This is a genomic window from Actinomadura sp. 9N407 (genome assembly GCF_044326315.1).
In the GTDB taxonomy this organism is placed as follows: Bacteria; Actinomycetota; Actinomycetes; order Streptosporangiales; family Streptosporangiaceae; genus Spirillospora.
The window spans coordinates 220909-238190 of the sequence record NZ_JBIRAW010000013.1; the positions used below are offsets into that span (position 1 = coordinate 220909).

General features: G+C 67.5%; 17 protein-coding genes. 14 read left to right on the top strand and 3 right to left on the bottom strand.

Going from position 1 to position 17282, the window contains the following annotated elements; translation table 11 throughout:
- The first annotated feature begins 7 nt into the window (after nt 1–7).
- The 3 genes from ACH34Q_RS22430 (at nt 8) to ACH34Q_RS22440 (ending at nt 4124) form a co-directional block, all read left to right on the top strand.
- Nucleotides 8–829: a helix-turn-helix domain-containing protein gene (locus ACH34Q_RS22430; protein WP_395984966.1), complete on the top strand. Its 822-nt coding sequence runs from the start codon at nt 8–10 to the stop codon at nt 827–829.
- Nucleotides 830–1380: 551 nt separating this feature from the next.
- On the top strand, nt 1381–3507 hold the full coding sequence (locus ACH34Q_RS22435; RefSeq protein ID WP_395984967.1) for an FAD-dependent oxidoreductase: 2127 nt from the start codon (nt 1381–1383) through the stop codon (nt 3505–3507).
- A gap of 245 nt (nt 3508–3752) precedes the next feature.
- Nucleotides 3753–4124 (top strand): integrase core domain-containing protein, encoded by a 372-nt coding sequence (locus tag ACH34Q_RS22440; protein ID WP_395984968.1) that lies wholly within the window; start codon nt 3753–3755, stop codon nt 4122–4124.
- Between the two features lie 260 nt (nt 4125–4384).
- Here ACH34Q_RS22440 and ACH34Q_RS22445 read toward each other — a convergent pair whose 3' ends face one another.
- The gene (locus ACH34Q_RS22445) at nt 4385–5131 is read right to left on the bottom strand and encodes a DUF4839 domain-containing protein (protein WP_395984969.1); all 747 of its coding nucleotides are present in this window, start codon (nt 5129–5131) and stop codon (nt 4385–4387) included.
- Between the two features lie 225 nt (nt 5132–5356).
- Here ACH34Q_RS22445 and ACH34Q_RS22450 point away from each other — a divergent pair, with 225 nt between their 5' ends.
- A complete protein-coding gene (locus tag ACH34Q_RS22450) occupies nt 5357–5524 on the top strand; it encodes a hypothetical protein (RefSeq protein WP_395984970.1) in 168 nt (55 codons plus the stop codon).
- 521 nt (nt 5525–6045) lie between these two features.
- Nucleotides 6046–6450 carry a hypothetical protein gene (locus ACH34Q_RS22455; protein WP_395984971.1) on the top strand — a complete coding sequence of 135 codons (405 nt, stop codon included), beginning with the start codon at nt 6046–6048 and terminating at the stop codon, nt 6448–6450.
- A gap of 164 nt (nt 6451–6614) precedes the next feature.
- Here the strand turns inward: ACH34Q_RS22455 and ACH34Q_RS22460 are convergent, their stop codons facing one another.
- Complete coding sequence (locus tag ACH34Q_RS22460; RefSeq protein WP_395984985.1) at nt 6615–7292, bottom strand: vancomycin high temperature exclusion protein; 678 nt, start codon at nt 7290–7292, stop codon at nt 6615–6617.
- A gap of 158 nt (nt 7293–7450) precedes the next feature.
- On the opposite strand from ACH34Q_RS22460, the gene ACH34Q_RS22465 reads away from it, so the two are divergent.
- From ACH34Q_RS22465 to ACH34Q_RS22485, 5 genes are all read left to right on the top strand, one after another.
- Nucleotides 7451–8101: an Arm DNA-binding domain-containing protein gene (locus ACH34Q_RS22465; protein ID WP_395984972.1), complete on the top strand. Its 651-nt coding sequence runs from the start codon at nt 7451–7453 to the stop codon at nt 8099–8101.
- A 614-nt stretch (nt 8102–8715) separates the two neighbouring features.
- Complete coding sequence (locus ACH34Q_RS22470; RefSeq protein WP_395984973.1) at nt 8716–10416, top strand: carbon starvation protein A; 1701 nt, start codon at nt 8716–8718, stop codon at nt 10414–10416.
- Nucleotides 10413–10670 carry a cory-CC-star protein gene (locus ACH34Q_RS22475; protein ID WP_395984974.1) on the top strand — a complete coding sequence of 86 codons (258 nt, stop codon included), beginning with the start codon at nt 10413–10415 and terminating at the stop codon, nt 10668–10670. Before ACH34Q_RS22470 ends, ACH34Q_RS22475 begins: the two co-directional genes overlap by 4 nt.
- Nucleotides 10661–11659 carry an ArsA family ATPase gene (locus ACH34Q_RS22480; RefSeq protein WP_395984975.1) on the top strand — a complete coding sequence of 333 codons (999 nt, stop codon included), beginning with the start codon at nt 10661–10663 and terminating at the stop codon, nt 11657–11659. The genes ACH34Q_RS22475 and ACH34Q_RS22480 overlap by 10 nt, the downstream gene beginning before the upstream one ends.
- Before the next feature lie 374 nt (nt 11660–12033).
- Complete coding sequence (locus ACH34Q_RS22485; protein ID WP_395984976.1) at nt 12034–12894, top strand: integrase core domain-containing protein; 861 nt, start codon at nt 12034–12036, stop codon at nt 12892–12894.
- A 30-nt stretch (nt 12895–12924) separates the two neighbouring features.
- Here the strand turns inward: ACH34Q_RS22485 and ACH34Q_RS22490 are convergent, their stop codons facing one another.
- Nucleotides 12925–13086: a hypothetical protein gene (locus tag ACH34Q_RS22490; protein ID WP_395984977.1), complete on the bottom strand. Its 162-nt coding sequence runs from the start codon at nt 13084–13086 to the stop codon at nt 12925–12927.
- A 1040-nt stretch (nt 13087–14126) separates the two neighbouring features.
- On the opposite strand from ACH34Q_RS22490, the gene ACH34Q_RS22495 reads away from it, so the two are divergent.
- The 4 genes from ACH34Q_RS22495 to ACH34Q_RS22510 all read left to right on the top strand — a co-directional run bounded on the left by ACH34Q_RS22495 (nt 14127) and on the right by ACH34Q_RS22510 (nt 16955).
- A complete protein-coding gene (locus ACH34Q_RS22495; protein WP_395984978.1) occupies nt 14127–14672 on the top strand; it encodes a thioredoxin family protein in 546 nt (181 codons plus the stop codon).
- 92 nt (nt 14673–14764) lie between these two features.
- On the top strand, nt 14765–15124 hold the full coding sequence (locus ACH34Q_RS22500) for a hypothetical protein (RefSeq protein WP_395984979.1): 360 nt from the start codon (nt 14765–14767) through the stop codon (nt 15122–15124).
- A 350-nt stretch (nt 15125–15474) separates the two neighbouring features.
- Nucleotides 15475–16719, top strand: coding sequence for a hypothetical protein (locus ACH34Q_RS22505; protein WP_395984980.1), 1245 nt, complete (start codon nt 15475–15477; stop codon nt 16717–16719).
- Nucleotides 16720–16787: 68 nt separating this feature from the next.
- Nucleotides 16788–16955, top strand: a complete 168-nt coding sequence (locus ACH34Q_RS22510; RefSeq protein WP_395984981.1) for a hypothetical protein — start codon at nt 16788–16790, stop codon at nt 16953–16955.
- The last annotated feature ends 327 nt before the right edge of the window (nt 16956–17282 follow it).

Genomic DNA, 17282 nt, shown 5'->3' on the forward strand with positions numbered 1-17282 from the left:
TGAAAGCATGACCGAACGGCATCTGGGCGACTTCCTGCGCGGCAGGCGGGCGCGCGTACGCCCCGAAGACGCCGGCCTCCCGGCGGGACCACGGCGCCGGGTGCCGGGGCTGCGGCGTGAGGAGGTCGCGCTGCTGGCCGGCATGAGCGTGGACTACTACGTGCGGTTGGAACAGGGGCGGGAAAGAAACCCGTCACCGCAGGTGCTGAACGCGCTGGCGACCGTACTCCGCCTCGACGACGACGCCCGCTCGCACCTCTTCCGGCTCGCCGGGCCGGCCCCGCGGCCCGCGCGGTCCACCCCCGAGCGCGCGGATCCCGAGCTGCTGCAGCTGCTGGACGGCTGGCCGGACAACCCGGCACTGGTGCTCGGGCGGGCCTACGACGTGCTCGCCGGCAACCGGCTCGGCCACGCGCTCTTCGAGGAATTCCGTGGCGGGGCGAACCTGCTGGTCAAGCTGTTCCTCGATCCGGACGCGCGCTGGTTCTACAAGGACTGGGAGGCCGCCGCGGTCGGCACCGTTGCCGGCTTCCGGCTGCTGTACGGGCAGGACCCGCACCATCCACGCGTACGGGAGGTGCTCGGTTCGATGCTGGAGCGCAGTCCGGAGTTCGCCGAGCTGTGGCGGGCGAACGAGGCTCGGGGCAAACGGGCCGAGGTGAAGACCTTCCGCCACGGCGACGTCGGCGAACTCACACTGCGCATGCATGCCTTCGACGTACGGGCCGCACCCGGGCAGCAGCTCGTCGTCTACCAGGCCGAGCCCGGCTCCGCGAGCGCGGACGCGCTCGCACTGCTCGGCACCCTCGCCGCGACCGCCGACCGATAGCGCGGTCGCGACCTGTCGGTGCCGGAACTCCGCCGCCTGTCGTGACCTGCGGTTTCTCGTTCGGCGGTGGATGATGTCCGGGGCGAGCAGGTTCGGGGCTGTGGTGCGGGTCCGGCCAGCGAGACGGGAGGGTGGACGAGAGGAACCAGCGTTCTCACGCCCCTCAGGATGCACCGCCAGCTCAAACCCGGTGGATATGGGCTGGATCGCGGCGCGCATCCACTCCTTCATTGGGGAGTCGGGGAACTCCTGGACGGGTTCGATGTCGTCGGTTGGGAGGCCACGGTGAAGGTCTGCGGCGTAACCGTCCCGGGCACTCGCCTGGCACCCGGCATGATGGTCATCTCGCTGCCTGAATCGAGTTGTGCCTGCCTGTTCCGCAGCAGCCGGAACGGCCGGACGGCACCCGCTGCGACCCCCCGACGTCTGGCGTCCGTGGCCCATCCCACCTGGCAAATCGTCTCGTCGTGGCGCACCCGGGTCCTGCGAGGACGTCTCACTGAGCGAGAAGGCGCGAGAGGCCATCGGTGTTGCGCCATATCTTTCGGCTGGTGGTGACCCGAAAGAGAACGTTCCCTGCCCTCCTCTCGCCCGGCAAGATCGGACCAGTCGCGCTGGCCAACCGGGTGGTTCTCCCCGCGATGGACATGAACCTCTGCGAGGACGGTGAGATCCACCAGGGTGATATAGACCACTACGCGGCCCGGGCCAAGGGCGGCGCCGGGATGATCATCACGGGCTGCTCCGCCGTCGCCTATCCGGCGGGCTGCACCAGCCGCAAGGAGCCGGGCCTGTCCGAGGACCGGTTCATCCCCGGCCTCAAGGCGCTGGCCGACGCGGTCCACGAGGCCGGTAGCAAGCTTTGCGTGCAGATGGTTCACCACGGCAAGGTCGCCCGGATCGACACCCTCGACGGCCGGCCACAGCTGGTGCCGTCCGTCCCGAAGCCTCCCAGCGACATGAGCATGATGATCGACTGCACCCCCGAGGAACTCGGGAAGATGGCCGCGACCCAGGAGGGCAAGAAGGCCACCCACCGTGAGGCCACCCACGAGGACCTCGCGTGGCTGGTCCGGATGTTCGCGGAGGCGGCAGGCCGTGTGGAGGCCGCCGGTGGCGACGCCGTCGAGATCCACTGCGCCCACAACTACGTGCTCGGCGGCTTCTTGAGCCGCTACTCGAACCAGCGCACCGACGAGTACGGCGGGTCGCTGGAGAACCGGGCGCGGCTGTCGTGCGAGGTGATCCGCGCGGTCAAGGAAGAGGTCGGTGGCCGCCTCGCCGTGATCGTGCGTCTTTCGGGCCAGGAGTACGGCGAGTCCGAGGGGCTGACGCCCGACGAGGCCGCCCGTGCCGCCGCCATGTTCGAGCAGGCGGGTGCCGATGCCATCCACGTCACCGGCACCGCGCTGAACGCGTTCGCCAACTTCACCGATGGACCGCTCCCCAACACGGTCGCCTTCTACACCGCCAACGCCGCGGTCGTGAAGCGCGCGGTGTCGATCCCGGTCATCACCGTCGGCCGCATGCTGCCCGAGGTCGGCGAGCGAATGATCGCCGAGGGCGGCACCGACTTCGTCGCCATGGGCCGCCAGCTGCTGGCCGATCCCGACCTGGTCAACAAGCTGGAGGCCGGCCTCAGCGAGCAGGTCCGCCCCTGTATCAACTGCTACGTGTGCGTACAGGAGAACTTCTGGGACGCCACCCCGCTGTGCGCGGTCAACCCCGCGCTGGGCAGCGAGACGCTGCTGCCGTTCCCGCGTACCACGACTTCCAAGCACATCGTCGTCGTCGGTGCCGGACCGGGTGGCATGGAGACCGCCCGTATCGCCACCGAACGCGGCCACCGCGTCACCCTGCTGGACAAGACCGATCGTCTCGGCGGAACGTTGTGGTTCTCGTCGCTGACCACCCCCGACAACGAGCTCCTGCTGACGTGGCTCACCCAGGAGGTGCAGCGGGCCGGTGTCGACGTCCGGCTGAAGACCGAGGCCACCGCCGCGACGATCAAGGCTCTCGCGCCCGATGCCGTCGTCGTCGCCACGGGTGCTGTGCGCGGACGTCCGAACGTTGCGGGCGGCGACCTGCCCCACGTCCATACCGGTGACAGCCTGCGCGACCTGATGACCGGCACCGGTGACGTCTCGGACCAGCCGCTGTTCCTGCGGATCGCCGGCAAGCTGGGCGGTCTCGCCGGTATCACGAAGAGCCCCGCCAGGATTCGCGGCATGAGCCGCAGGTTCCTCAAGTTCCTGCCGATGAGCAAGAACGTCGTCGTCATCGGCGGATCGCTCGTCGGTCTCGAACTCGCGGAGTTCCTCGCCGAGCGCGGCAGCCGGGTGACCCTGGTCGAGGAAGGCCGGCAACTCGGTGTGCCGATGGCGATGCCCCGCCGCTGGACGGCCGTCAAGCACGCCAGCGAGTTGGGCGTGCGAATCCACCGCAACGCGACGGTCGAGCGCATCACTCCCAAGACCGTCGAGTTCACGGTCGACGGCAAGTCGCACTCCGCGCCGGCGAACATGGTCGTCGTGGCGTCGGGTGTCTCGGCGGCGGCGCCGCTCGCCGACGAACTGGCCCAGGCCGGCGTCGAGGTCCACCTGGTCGGCGACGCCGACGAGGTCAACTACATCCAGGGTGCGATCCACTCGGCGTGGAAGGTGGCCACCACGCTCTGACCAAGGTCGATGGCCCGAAGTGGCGAGGTCGGCGTCGAGGACCACTGCGGCGGCGTCCTCCGCCGACCGGGGTGGCAGGCTGGTGTAGATGCCGGCGGCAATGGTGATCGACGACAGCCGCAGCGTCTCCTGCACGACCTTTCATGTCATACCCGGTGGCCAGCAAGAACGTGGCCGCACCGCGCCTCAGGTCTGGCAACCGAATCAGCATCGACAACCGCTCGAACTGATCGTTCACCTTCTACGTGTTCGATGCGGCGTTCACCTCGATCGGCGTTCGGGTCATCGTGACGCCGGTGCGGGCTCCGCAGGCCAATGCGATCGCCGAACGCTGGTTCGGCAGTGCCCGACGCGAGTGCACCGACCGGATCCTGATCGCCGGTGAACGGCATCTGCGCCAGGTGCTGACCGGCTACGCCGATCACTACAACACCCACCGACCCCACCGCAGTCTGAAGCAGCGACCGCCCGACGGGCGAAACGATGAGCCCCATCCGGCAATATCCGCGTCTTGCGCCGTGATCGACTCGGCGGACTCATTCACGAGTACTGGCAGGCCGCATGAGGTGACACGGTTTTCGCCACGCACTGGTAACGGAGCGTGTGCATCGATCTGATGTCTCGGAGCTGAGCGTTTATTCGCCGGATGCCTGTGAGGCCGTGCCGTCGCCTCTGACCCGGCTCACCGGACTGCGCCACGAAACCCTGCTGACCAGCTGATTAACCTCAAGCGCGTCTTCATCGTTCACAGTCACGATCGGTTACCACCGAAAGTGAGCCAGAGCCGAGAGAACGACAGAGCCGGCGCTCTCTGCTGTGACAGATACGGCCGCGCAAGTCGGGCACACTGGTCCGTGACCGGGGCTGCCCATCTTGACTACCGGATCCCCGTCGAGACCGGGTCGAGGAAGAAGATGCACTGGTCCGCGTTAAATTCGCCCACCTTGGCGACGAAGCGGAACTTGTCGCCTGCGCTGATGGTGGCAGGGATCTTCTTGCCGGTCAGTTTCAGGTCGGAGATGTTGACGTCCTTGTACTTGAAGGCCGGCCCGATATCCGTGTTCGGTCCCTTGCCGCCTGGACCTAGGAGGAAGTCGTAGCGGGTGTCGTAGTCATCGTGGGGCGCCATGTGGACGATCGAGCCGTTGAACGCAACCGTCTGGCCCTTATACCTGGTCGCGAAGTTCAGGTTCGCGTTGTCGCAGTTGTCCCCTCCCTTCAGCAGCGCTGCGAACTCCGGGTTGTTTTGAGGCGTGATCACCTCAGTGGCCGCCGACCTGGCCGCGGACGTGGCCGCGCTCGGAGTCGGAGTCGGCGTAGCGGAAGGCTTCTCGCTCGCAACAGCTGTCGACTTGCCTGACTCGTCCCTCTTCTCGCCTCCGCCGCTGAGTGCAGAGGCAGCGCCGATGACGATGGTCAGGATCAGCAGGACGGCGGCCGCTATGCCGATCAGGAGCCACGGTTGCGGCTTCTTCGGCCGACGGAAGTTGAGGGTGGAGCGAAGCGTGCCCTGGGTCTGTTCTACGAACTCCCAGCCATCCTTCCGCATCTTCGAGATCACCAAGCCGTCGGTGCCGCGAACTGTCTGCACGGTCTTGTACTCGTACTTCATTTCGTCGGCCATGCGGCTCCGCGCCCCCTAAATGTACTGAGCCTTTTCAGCGATCACCTTACTGCTGCTGGCTGCTCGTCCACGCTTCAGTGGGCGTCTCCAATGCTGTGCCTGCCGAAAACTAGATCCGTGCAGGTGAGAGTCGTGATCGCTGGTGTCGGCAGGCCACGGGGTGACGGTTCGGGTGATCGCGCCGGATGTGGGTGCGGGGACGTCGCCCCGGCATGATGGTCGGCCGTGTTGTTGCGATTGGCGTATCTGACGGTGACGAACACGTTCGCGGTGCTTGGTCTTCTTCCGATGAGCAATCGTGAGAAGGACGTCGAGATCCTGGCGTTGCGGGCATCAGATCGCGGTCTTGGAGCGCCGGTTGGGCAGGAAGAGAGTTCAGCTCACCGCTTCTGACCGGGCGTTCCTGGCGGCGCTGCCGCACCGTTTGTGACCCGAGGTGTTGCGGCGGATGCCCTTGCCGGTGCGCCCGGACACTGTGCTGCGCCGGCACCGCGACCTCGTCCGGCATCGGCACGCTGCCCGGTCCCGGCCGAAGTGGCCGGGCCAGCCGCCGACGGTGCGTTCCATCCGGGTGCTGGTGCTGCGGCTGGTCCGGGAGAACCCGAGCTGGGGTACCGGCGTGTGCAGGGCGAGTTGCTGCTGGGGGAAGGTCGCTGCGTCGACCGTGTGGGAGATTCTCCACGACGCCGGGATCGATCCGGCACCCGAACGCGCTCAGAGCACATGGGCGGTGTTTCTGCGTTCCCAAGCCGACGTCCTGATGGCTTGCGGTTTTTTGGAGACCGTCACGCCGTCCGGGGCGCGCATGTATGTGCCGGCCGTGATCGAGCACCGCACCCGCCGGATCCGCGTCGTGGGTGCGACCCCGCACCCCGGCCGTCTTTTGGGTGAGGCAGGCGGTCAGGAACCTGGTCATGGACTTGGAGGACTCCGGGTGCCGGGCACGGTGGCCGATCCGGGATCGTGACGGCGAGTACCCCGGGCTGTTCGACACCGTGCTGGCCGGCGCGGGCTTTGAGACCGTGCTCACCGGTGTGCGGATGCCACGGATGAACGCGATCATGGAGCGGTGGGTGCTGACCTGCCGCCGTGAGTTGCTCGACCGGATCCTGATTCTGACCAGCGCCACCTGGTTCATGCACTGCGCGAGTTCGAGACCTTCTATAACGAGCATCGGCCTCATCAGGGCATCGCGAACCCCCGGCCGTGCACTCCCCTGCCCCCGGCCGATCACCGACCTCAAGCAGATGACCCGGCTGGACGTACGACGGCGCCACCGCCTCGGCGGAATCCTCAACCAGTATGAGAATGCCGCGTGACCTGCATGGATGAGGTTCTCGGCAACCACAGGCTTCGACGAGCCAAGGCCACCTCCTGGCTTCCGGCGGCGACCGTCGACGTGCTGTCGGGTGCGCCGTGGCCGCTTAGCCGACGCGACGGGTCCTCGGCGGGGTGCGGAACCGCCGGCAGGTCGATGGTTCGATCATCTTGGGGAGGACAGGGCCTCGCGGACGCTGGTTTCCGGTCGGCCCAGCACCTCTGGATCGGGGCGCGATACCACGTCCGTCATCGCTTTCAGCATGGCGATGGGCTCGCGCGCGTAACCGAGGGTCGTCGCGTGCTTGATCCACACGTTGCTGCCGACCCCGTTGGTCTCGATCCCGGCAGCGCGGCAGAGAACGACCGCTCGGGGCAGGTGGAAACTCTGGGTGACCACCGTCAGCCGGTTCACGCCGAATACCCGCTTGGCGCGGGTACAGGAGTCCCAGGTGTCGTGCCCCGCGTAGTCCCGCACAATCCGGCGCGCGGGGACGCCGTGGCGTAGGAGGTAGTCGCGCATCACACTCGGCTCGTCGTAGTTCTTGGTGCGGTTGTCCCCCGACACCAGGAGGACCTCCACCTTCCCCGAGCGGTAGAGCCCGGCAGCCAGATCCAGGCGCTGGGACAGGGAAAGAGATGCCGACCCGTCCGGTCTGACACCCGCACCCAGCACCAGCGCCACCGGCGCTGCGGGAACGTCCTGAACGGACTCGCGGTAGGGCGCCGAGCTAAGGTACGCCCAGCCGATCGGCACAAGCGCCGCCACGACGAGCAGGATTCCGGCCAGCAAAAGCCGCACCACCCAGCGCCGCCGTAAACGCACAAAGACCCACCGACCCATCTTCTTCAACCTCGTGATCACAATTCATGGGACGCACGTCCGCCGCAGACGGTTTCGGGCGCGCCAAGGCGAAGTGCACCGGGTTCCGTTCACAGCAAGTAGCCAGCGGCTCGTCGCGTTGAGCGCCCCCTTGCGCTCTGTGGGTGTAGGTGTCGGTGGTGACGATTTCGACGTGTGCTGGTGGGGTGTACCGGCGATGCGGCTGCCTGTACCCCGAGACCGGTAACCCTTGGGGCCGTTCCTGTCCGAAGCTTCTGCCTGGTCGGCGGCATGGCAGTTGGTATCTGCGGCTGGAGCTTCCCGCCGACCTGGACGGCGGCCGCAGGCGTATCCGCCGTGGCGGCTTCGCGACCCGCAAGGCCGCCGAGGAGGCGTTGGCGCGGCTGCGGACGCCCAGCGCGGGCGACGCGGGGGCGGGCATGTTGACGGTGGGGGATTGGCTGTCGCATTGGATCGCGACCCGTAACCGTGCCGCTGGAACGGTGCGTGGGTGCACCGGCCATGTCCGCCTCTACCTGTCCCCGTATCTGGGCAAGCTGCTCCTGTGTGAGCTTTCGCTCGCGCATGTGCAAGCGATGTTCACCGCGATCACCCGCCACCACGAGGCGCTTGGGAAGCCGATGTCGCCGACGACCCTGGTCCGCAACCGTGCCACCTTGCACACTGCGCTTAACGCCGCCATCCGGCAAGGCCTCCTCACCGACAATCCGGCATCGCGGGTGGAGTTGCCGGGTGCGCGCCGTCCGCGGGCGGTGGTGTGGACGGCGGCGCGTGTCGGGGCGTTTCGCTTTCTCATCTGCGATCGATGACGCCAAGATCACCGCGGCCTTCGATGGGGTGTTCGGCGGGGAGGGCGTGACCGTGCTGAAGTCACCGCCAGCCCTGCTTCGCCGAGCGGTGGGTACGGACCGTGCGAGCCGAGAGCACCGGCCGCACCGGTTCCGCCGCCAGCGGCCACCTGATCGCCACGAGCACGCCACCACGCCGATCGAAAGCCGAGTCCACCGTCGTAAAGTGCCCGGCGGGCTGACCGACGAGTATCACAGGGCCGCGTAGCCGGGTAGACGAATCCCCAGCTCAGTGCCTACATCGCGGGTTTTGAATCACTACACGCCCGACACCGCAGAACCTGGGGTACATCAGCTCACAGAACCGGGGGCGGTTCACGTTGACCGACGGCTTCGGCCAGGTGCCTGTGGCCGTGGCAGGAGAGCTCCGCCGTCGGCGTCGGCACAACCGCAGCACACCGTGTCCCGGGTACGCTGCCAAGCTATGCACAGGGGCGCGAGCATCCCCGTTCCGGCCGCCGGTCTCCCTCGGTCGGGGAAGGCCGCGCTCTACCGTCCCCGCTGTCTGTGCCTGCCAGATGCACATCTCGTGCACGGCATCGGCTCCATCTCCCCGACCCCAGAGGGCACCAGGAATGAATGCACTTCCGCTGCTATTGATCGGCCTTGCGATGTTCGCGGGCGGATACTTCCTGTACTCGAAATTCCTGGGCGATCGGGTCTACAAACTCGACGCGTCCTTCGAGACGCCCGCACACGAGCTCGAGGACGGCGTGGACTACGTCCCGACCAACAAGTTCGTGCTGTGGGGTCACCACTTCACCTCGGTCGCGGGCGCAGCTCCGATCGTCGGCCCCGCTATCGCCGTGATCTGGGGCTGGCTGCCCGCGTTCCTGTGGGTCACTCTCGGCACGGTCTTCTTCGCGGGCATGCACGACCTGGGCGCCCTGTGGGCTTCGGCGCGCAACAAGGGTCGCTCGATGGGCACGCTCTCCGGCCGCTACATCGGCCGCCGGGGTGCGAGCCTTTTCCTCGTCGTGATCTTTCTGCTGCTCCTGATGGTGGTCGCGGCCTTCGCGGTGGTCATCAAGAACCTGCTGATCTCCACCCCTACGGCGGTGATTCCCGCCTGGGGCGCGGTCGTGGTGGCGCTACTGGTCGGCCAGGCCGTCTACCGCTACAAGCTTGGTCTCGGCCTGGTCACCGTGGTCGGCGTCGCGGCGCTCTACGGCTTGATCCTCCTCGGTGACGCCGTCCCGGTGGAACTGCCCGACCCGATCTTGGGCATGTCCCCGGCGACGTTCTGGATCATCGCCCTGTTCGGCTACGCCGCCATAGCCTCCTTGCTGCCCGTGTGGGTGCTGCTCCAGCCGCGCGACTACATCAACGGCGTCCAGCTCTTCGTCGGGCTCGGCATCCTGTTCGGCGCCGTGCTGCTGAGCGCCCCGACGATCGTCGCCCCGGCCATCAACAACGCCGTGCCCGAGGGCACGCCGGACCTCGTGCCGCTGCTCTTCGTCACCATCGCGTGCGGCGCGATCTCCGGCTTCCACGGCATGGTCTCCTCGGGCACCAGCTCGAAGCAGTTGGACAAGGAGACCGACGCCCGCTTCGTCGGCTACTTCGGCGCGGTCGGCGAGGGCATGCTCGCGCTCGGCGCGATCATCGCCGCCGTCGCGGGCTACCGCACCCTGGCCGACTGGGAGGCCGTCTACAGCGCCTTCGGCGAGGGCGGCGTCAAGGCGTTCGTCGCGGGCGGCGGCGAGATCATCAACAGCGGCCTGGGCCTGTCGGCCTCGCTGAGCTCGACGATCCTGGCCACCATGGCGGTCCTGTTCGCCGCCACCACCATGGACACCGGCGTGCGCCTGCTGCGCTTCGTGGTCCAGGAGGCCGGCGAGGCCGCGAAGGTAAAGATCAACAATGGCGTCGGCACCCTCGTCGCGCTCGCCGCCGGTCTAGGGCTCACCTTCAGCCAGGGCGCCGAGGGCGCCGGTGGCCTCCGTATCTGGCCGCTGTTCGGCACCAGCAACCAGCTGCTGGCCTCCCTGACCCTGTCCATCGTCGCGGTCATGCTGATTCGCAAGCGGCGCAGCCCGATGCCTGCGATCGTGCCGCTCGTGTTCGTGTTCGTGATGTCGTTCTGGGCCGCGGTCGTGCAGCTCGGCGACCTCTACGCCGCCCGGGACTGGTTGCTGCTGATCATGGACGTCGTCATCAGCGTCGCCGCCGTGTGGGTGGCCTTCGAGGCGGTCGTCGCGATGCGGCGGGCGTCCCGGGAGCCGCCGGAGGCCCCTGACGCCGATGTGATGGAGAAGGCCGGGTCGAAGGGATGACCTCCCGCTGGGCCTCTTTCCGTGCCGGGCTGGAGGAGTTCTACGCCGGCCCCTACCGGAGGACCTTCGCCCGCGCCCGGCGAGAGGAGGACGACCTCTTCCGGATGGTCGTCCTCGCGGAGGCACTGGGCGTGCCTGATCCGGCGGCGTACTACACCGCCGAGCTGATGCCCGTCCTGTACGAGGACTTTCACGCCTGGCATCGCCGGATGGGCATGGACCGTTCGCCACTGGAGCATGTCGGGTGCTGCTAGACCTCATCACCTCGCGCAGGGTCGTCTTCGTCGGCGGCAAGGGCGGGGTCGGCAAGACGTCCATCGCCGCGGCGCTTGCCCTGGGCCGTGCCAGGGCGGGCGCACGCGTGCTGCTCGTTTCCACCGACCCTGCCCACAACCTCGGCCACCTCTGGGACCGCCCAGTGGGCGACGAGCCCCGGCGCCTCGCCGACCCGTGGGATCTTGCCTCCGGGGCGGGGACCGGGACGGCGGGTTACGTCGACGGGCTGGAGATCGACCCGGAACGCACGGTCGAGCAGCACCTGGCTGCGGTCGCCGGGACGATGCGGCGGCTGCTCCCCGAGCGGATGCACGCACCTGCCGCCCGGCACCTGGAGCTGGCCCGGCAGGCGCCCGGCACCCACGAATCGGCAGTGCTGGAACGGATCGCCGAGGCAGTGGAGTTCGGGGAGGAGGCGTACGACCTCACCGTCTTCGACACGGCCCCGTCCGGCCACACGCTGCGGCTGCTTGCGCTGCCCGAGCAGCTCACCTCTTGGACCGAGGCCCTGCTCGCCAACCGTGACCGGTCCGAGCGGTTCAGCGCCGCACTACGCGGTCTCGGCGGCGGCGAGGAGACCGACCGCGACGCCGAGCTGCGCCGGATCCTCGTACGCCGGCGCAACCGCTTCTCCCGGCTGCGCGATGTGGTGACAGACCCGGCGCGGACCGGCTTCGTGATCGTGCTGACCGCCGAGCTTCTCCCGATCGCCGAGACCATGGAGGTGTACGAGAAGCTCACCGGCCTCGACGTCGACGTGGCCGCTCTCGTCGCCAACCGCCGTTCCCCGGCCGATGCTGGGGAGCTGCTCGCCCAGCGCCGAAAGCAGGAGGATGAGCACCTCGTCCGGCTGCGGGAGCAGGTCCCGGATGTACCGTTGCTCGACGTGCCGCTGCTGCCGGGGGATCTGGTGGGCGCGGAGGCGCTGGCCGTGCTGGCCGACCGGCTCGGACCCTTCTCTTCCTGAGTTTTCGCATGATTCCGGTCTACCTGCCGGTCTGTGGCATGCGCCGACTTGGCCATTTCTTCGCCCGCGGTTCCTGTGGGGTTCCAAAAACGGGGCATAGGTGTCTGACCTGCCGGTACGCCCACCGTAATGGTCGCTGTGCTGGCAGGATCGCGTACTTGTGACGGTACGGATGCTGTATTTGATGTTCGTCCGCTTGGCCGGGTGGATGGCGCTGCTGGCGCGTTCGGCGGCGTCCAAGGATGCCGAGTTGCTGGTGCTGCGCCAGGAGGTTGCGGCGCCAGAATCCGCGGCCCAGGCTGGACTGGGCGGATCGGGCGGTGATCGCTGCGTTCGCGGGGCTGCTTCCCAGACCGCTGCGGAGGAGTCGGTTGGTGACCCCGGAGACGCTGCTGGGCTGGCATCGGCGGCTGGTCCGGTGGCGGTGGACCTATCCTCGCCGTGGTGGTCGGCCGCCGGTCGATGCCCGGGTCGTGGTGCTGATCGAGCAGATGGCGCGGGAGAACCCGGGCTGGGGCTACCGGCGGATCCAGAGCGAGTTGCTCGGCCTGGGCATCCGGGTCGGGGCGTCCACGGTGCGGCGGGTACTGAAGCGGCTGCGGATACCGCCCGCGCCGCAACGCACCCGGTCCACGTGGCGGCAGTTCCTGCGCATCCAGGCCTCGACCATGCTGGCCTGCGATTTCTTCCACGTCGACTGCGCGGTCACCTTGCGCCGCGTCTATGTGTTCTTCGTGATGGAGGTGGGCACCCGCCACGTTCATGTCCTGGGCGTGACCGCGCACCCGGACGGGGCATGGACGGTGCAGCAGGCACGCAATCTGCTGATGGATCTGGGGGAGCGGGCCGCCGGGTCCGGCTTCCTGGTACGCGATCGGGCGGGGCAGTTCACCGCGGCGTTCGACGCGGTGTTCGCCGCTGCCGGGATCACGGTGGTGAAAATCCTGCCGCGCACTCCGAGGGCGAACGCTTTCGCCGAACGCTGGATCAGCACGGTGCGGGCCGAGGTCACCGACCGGATGCTGATCGCCGAGCCACGCCATCTGCACGCGGTCCTGAATGAGTACGTCGTGCACTACAACCCGCATCGTCCGCACCGAGCCCGGAATCTGCGACCACCAGACCGCGACGACAGCCCTTTCGCGACGGCCGCGGTAACCGAGATGACGACGGCGAGAATTCGGCGGCGGAGAGTCGTGGGCGGACTGATCAACGAGTACCGGCGGACGGCGTGACCGCCATCCTGCCGACCGCGACGCCGCAGGTCAGATGCCGCGACAGGGGGTATGGAACCCCCACAAGATGCTGCCGGCCGGTACCTGGATGCCGACCTCTTCGTAGCTGCGGTCGATGTGCCGCAGGACCAGGAGCCGCCCGTTGCGGACGATGTAGCAGAGCACCTTGTCCTTGATGATCTTGTTGGTCATTCATCCCCCTTACCGGCGACCGGCTTCCTGGGAGTGCCCTCGCCGAGAAGTGCCGTAGCGCGCGAGCAGTCGCCCTCTCGGGTGGTCATAGTGCGAGTCGGTGCATGGAGCTGCGTCGCGCTGACAATCAACCGGAGAAGGACTGGCGTCGCGGGAGAAACAGTGTTGGCCAGGTCACTGCGCCGACGATCGGGCGCTGTTCCGGGACGCCTATCGGGCGTGCAGTGTCTGGGTTGGGACCCGCGAGCGAACATGGAGCAACACGGGGGACGAATGCCCCTATAAAGACTGATGGGCATTCGCTGTGTTGCTGCGAATGCCCAGGTCAGACGGGGTGCGCCGTCAGGGACTTGAACCCCGAACCCGCGGATTAAGAGTCGGATAACAGCGGATTCTTCCGTGATTCCAGCTGTTAAGCTGTGCCGCTCTGTCCGCATCCAGCGGTGTTTAGATGATACCCCGTGTTGGCGTCTGACGCACAGTACCGGTACCCCCGAGCGAACTACGAGCGAACATAGTCCGCGCGGGGGCCCCGCAGTGGTGCATTTGACAGCGGCGGGGATGCTGCCCCGCGTCGTCGACTTCCTCCTGCGCTGATTGTTCCGACAGGTGATGGTTCGGGAGGCGCCGTGCAGGTCGCTGGGAGTTGTTGTCGTTCTGGCGGACCGGCCGCGGATCAGCCCCGGTGAAGTGATCATGTTGGGGTGGGCGCCGGGAAATGTCTGCAACTTCGCGAGCTTTTGGCAGGACCGAGTTGTCGAAGTGCTTCACGAGTATGGGCAGGTCGGGTGCAGTGACACAGTTTCGGCCTCCACACGCAGTGTCCGGTTGGGCGGTGACCGGACCCGGCCGCTGCAATGCGCGCCGATCGTCCGCTCCCCACCAGCAAGATCGAATACGCTCGCGCGGTCAAGGCCCAGCGCCACTCGCCTGGCCGGATCGCTGCCAAGACGGCGCCGGCACCTGTCGGCATGGTTGCCAGGGCCGGCGTTCCCCAACGGCCAGGGAGCACGATTGTGACTGTAGGTAAGAAGAGAGCCATGCCCGCCGTCACATGGCTCCTGGTTCTGGCGACCGCGTTGTTGGCCACCACGGCCTGCGGGATCGTCGAGGCGGGCGGCCGGTCCGAACGTCCTGTGGCAGTTCCTCCGGCAGCAATGGAATCGCCGGTTTCCCCGCACCCCGCGGCGTTGCGGCCTGCCTATGACCCCAAAGGCGACGCCGCCGCTGAAATCGGCGCCGCGCTTGCGAAGGCCCAGACGGACCGACGCCCCGTCCTCCTGGATTTCGGCGCGCGGTGGTGTCCCGAATGCGCGACGCTTCAGCAGGCCTTCCGGCTGAAAGCCGTACGCCCGATCCTGGACGGCTACCACCTGGTCACCATCGACGTTGGCCGGATCGATCGGCGGCTGGGGCTGGCCCGCAAGTACGGACTCGATCTCAAGCGGACCGGGATCCCCGCTCTGGTCGTTCTGTCTGCAACGGGTGAAGTGCGAACTGCGGGCAACGAGGGCTTGTACCCGGCCTCCAGCCACGGCGAGTTGCTTCCCGGGAACATCGCCGCCTTCCTCAGGCGCTGGCAGTGAGGAGAGCCGCACTCCTATCCATCGTTCTCTTGGCCGGGTGTGGACCAGACCCGAGCCCAGCGGCCGCCCGGTTCACGGCGGGAGATGTGGAGGTGACCATCGTCGCAGCGGCGGACCTGGTGAAGGTGACTTTCCGCCCGGCCCGGCCCGGTTTTCACATTTACAGCCTCGACCTGCCGCCGGACGGCATCGGTATCCCCACCCGAGTCAACGTGCGGGCGGGCCTGCAGGCCACCGGCCCTCCCACGGCGAACAAGAAAGAGCGCAGGCTGCACCTGTCCCTTCTGGATGCACAACTGTCTGTCTACCCCGACGGGCCGGTCACGATCTCCCTCCCGGTCCGCGGTAAAGGTCCGGCAGCAAAGATCGTCGTCTCCTACGGGGCCTGCAGCCGCACCGTCTGCCTCCAACCGGTGATCGACCGGGTTACGACGGTAACGCTGCCTTCGTAGCGGCAAGACCAGCGCGGCAGCATTCGACCGTGTGAGGGCGATCGTGGTCGGTTGGTACTACGACCAGGGCGGAACCGAGCGCGGCGTCCAGCTGTCGTTCGTGGATTACTCGACGCCGGGTGCGGCGACCTGCAGCGCAGACTTCGCAGACACACCGCCGTACTCTTCTCGATCTCGGGCGTGTCACCACGGTCGCGAAATGTAGGTTGCACACCGTTCGCTCAGGCATCATCGCCGTCGAGCGCCTGCGGGACCTACAGAGGGGACGGTCACCCCATCATTGGAGTCAGCGCCGAGTAACTCGGCGCGTCCTGCCAGCCCCGGGTGTCCCCACCTCGATCGGAGCCGTCGTGAAGAACAGCGTGTTGTGGCGAGTTGTCGACAACGACAGTGGCGCCGAGGCCATCGTCAGTACGCCTGCCGAGGCGGTCGCGTTCATCAACAGCCGGTTCGACACCGATGAGAACGACGAGCCGTTCGGCTTCACCGAGGTCGGTCCCTTCGTCCCGAAGCCGCTCGGCGTCATCACCGCGTGGGCGGCCAAACAGGACGACGGGCGGACCGATGGGCGAACTGCACCGATCACGATCAGGCCGGTAGTGACTGACGGCGCCATCGATAAGTGCGACGAGGTCGTGCTCTGGGGCGACGTGCAAGTCACGTGGGATCACGACGTGTACACCGTCAATGGGCCGGACGGCTTCGAGTGCGACGTCGCCGACAGCGCGGCCGAGCTCAACGAGATCCTCGACGAGTACTCCACCGACTACGAGTACGTCGAACCCGAAAGGTCCGACGGCCACGTGCGACCGAGCCAGCGAGAGTTGATCCGGTACGGCGCTCAGGAGTGCGCCAGCCGGTTCGGGCACCTTGATGACGACGCTCTGCTGTGGCTCGCCGCCACCCGGATCACGCTCGCCCTGTGGCGCAACACGCCTGTCGAGAACTGGCATGCCGGCAGGAGCCCGCTGCACGACGGCACGATGATGCGGATCAACGCGGCGACCACCCGGCTCGTGCGCTCGATGCTGTCGTTTGACCATGTCGACTGGGTCGCTGTCGGTCTCGCGATGGTCAACCCGTCTCGGGTTCTGCCGACTGGACAGTCCGTGCTCGAGCTCGGGTTGGCCTGCCACAACCCTGACGACCCGGTGCACGAGGATGATCCGCGCGACGACCTCGCGGAGATGGCACAGGACGCGATCGGTTGGGGCCGTGCGTACCGCCTCCACGAGCAGGAGTTCGGCCTGCGGACCCTGATCGAACGCTTCTGCGCGTCCGACAACGGCTGGTTCGGCGCACCTAGTTGGGGGCGCATCGTCGATCGGTTCGTTGCCGCAGTCGACGACCGGGAGCACGGACACTGGCGCGTGCACCGGGACAAGCCTTGGTTCGACGAGTGGTTCACCAGCCGTCCGGCCGACATTGCGGACAACGCTGAACTGCGACGGCTCCTGCTTGCCGGGCCGGACCTGCTGTCCGAAGCAGCTGCCGAATGGTGCGTGGAAGGTACCATCGCCTACGTCTGTCGGGACGACCATGCGAACGGCTGCGAGCGGTGCGGTGTCCCGCCGGCGACAGAGTCGTCGGTTTGAAGCGCCCTGGTTTGATGGAGCCTCCACTCGACCCGGGGCGCTTCACCTGGATCCCTTGGCTGTTGGTCATGGTGCTGTTCTCCGCCCTCGTCGCGGCGTGCGTCGGTTTCCTCAAGGCACTGGACGGCAGCCCGGCCACCGATGCCGTCCTCTCAGCAGGCGCGGCATTCGGAGGCGCCGCACTGCTCTCCCTGGCCGTTGTCCCCGTCGTTCAGCAACTGCGGCAACGCCGCTAATTAGCGATGGTGTGCTCACTGTGCGCGGTCAGGCACCGCCCGCGCTTCGGAGGGGCCTAGCCATCGGCATCGGTGACCAACTCGGCGGTGTCCGCGATGGCCTATGGTTCCATTGCCCGCAGGACAGGGCGCAGCTCGGTGCTGGTCCGATATCCCGCACGACGGAGGTCGGCGCCAAGGCATCAATCACATGAAGGCGCGCTAGTGTCCTGAGTCATTAGTTTGTTGTTACTCGGTAGGGTGTGGGGATGCCGAGCCCGAAGCTTGAGCCAGTGGTGTTGTCCGATGAGGAACGGTCGGCGCTGGCCGGCTGGGCCGGGCGGGGTA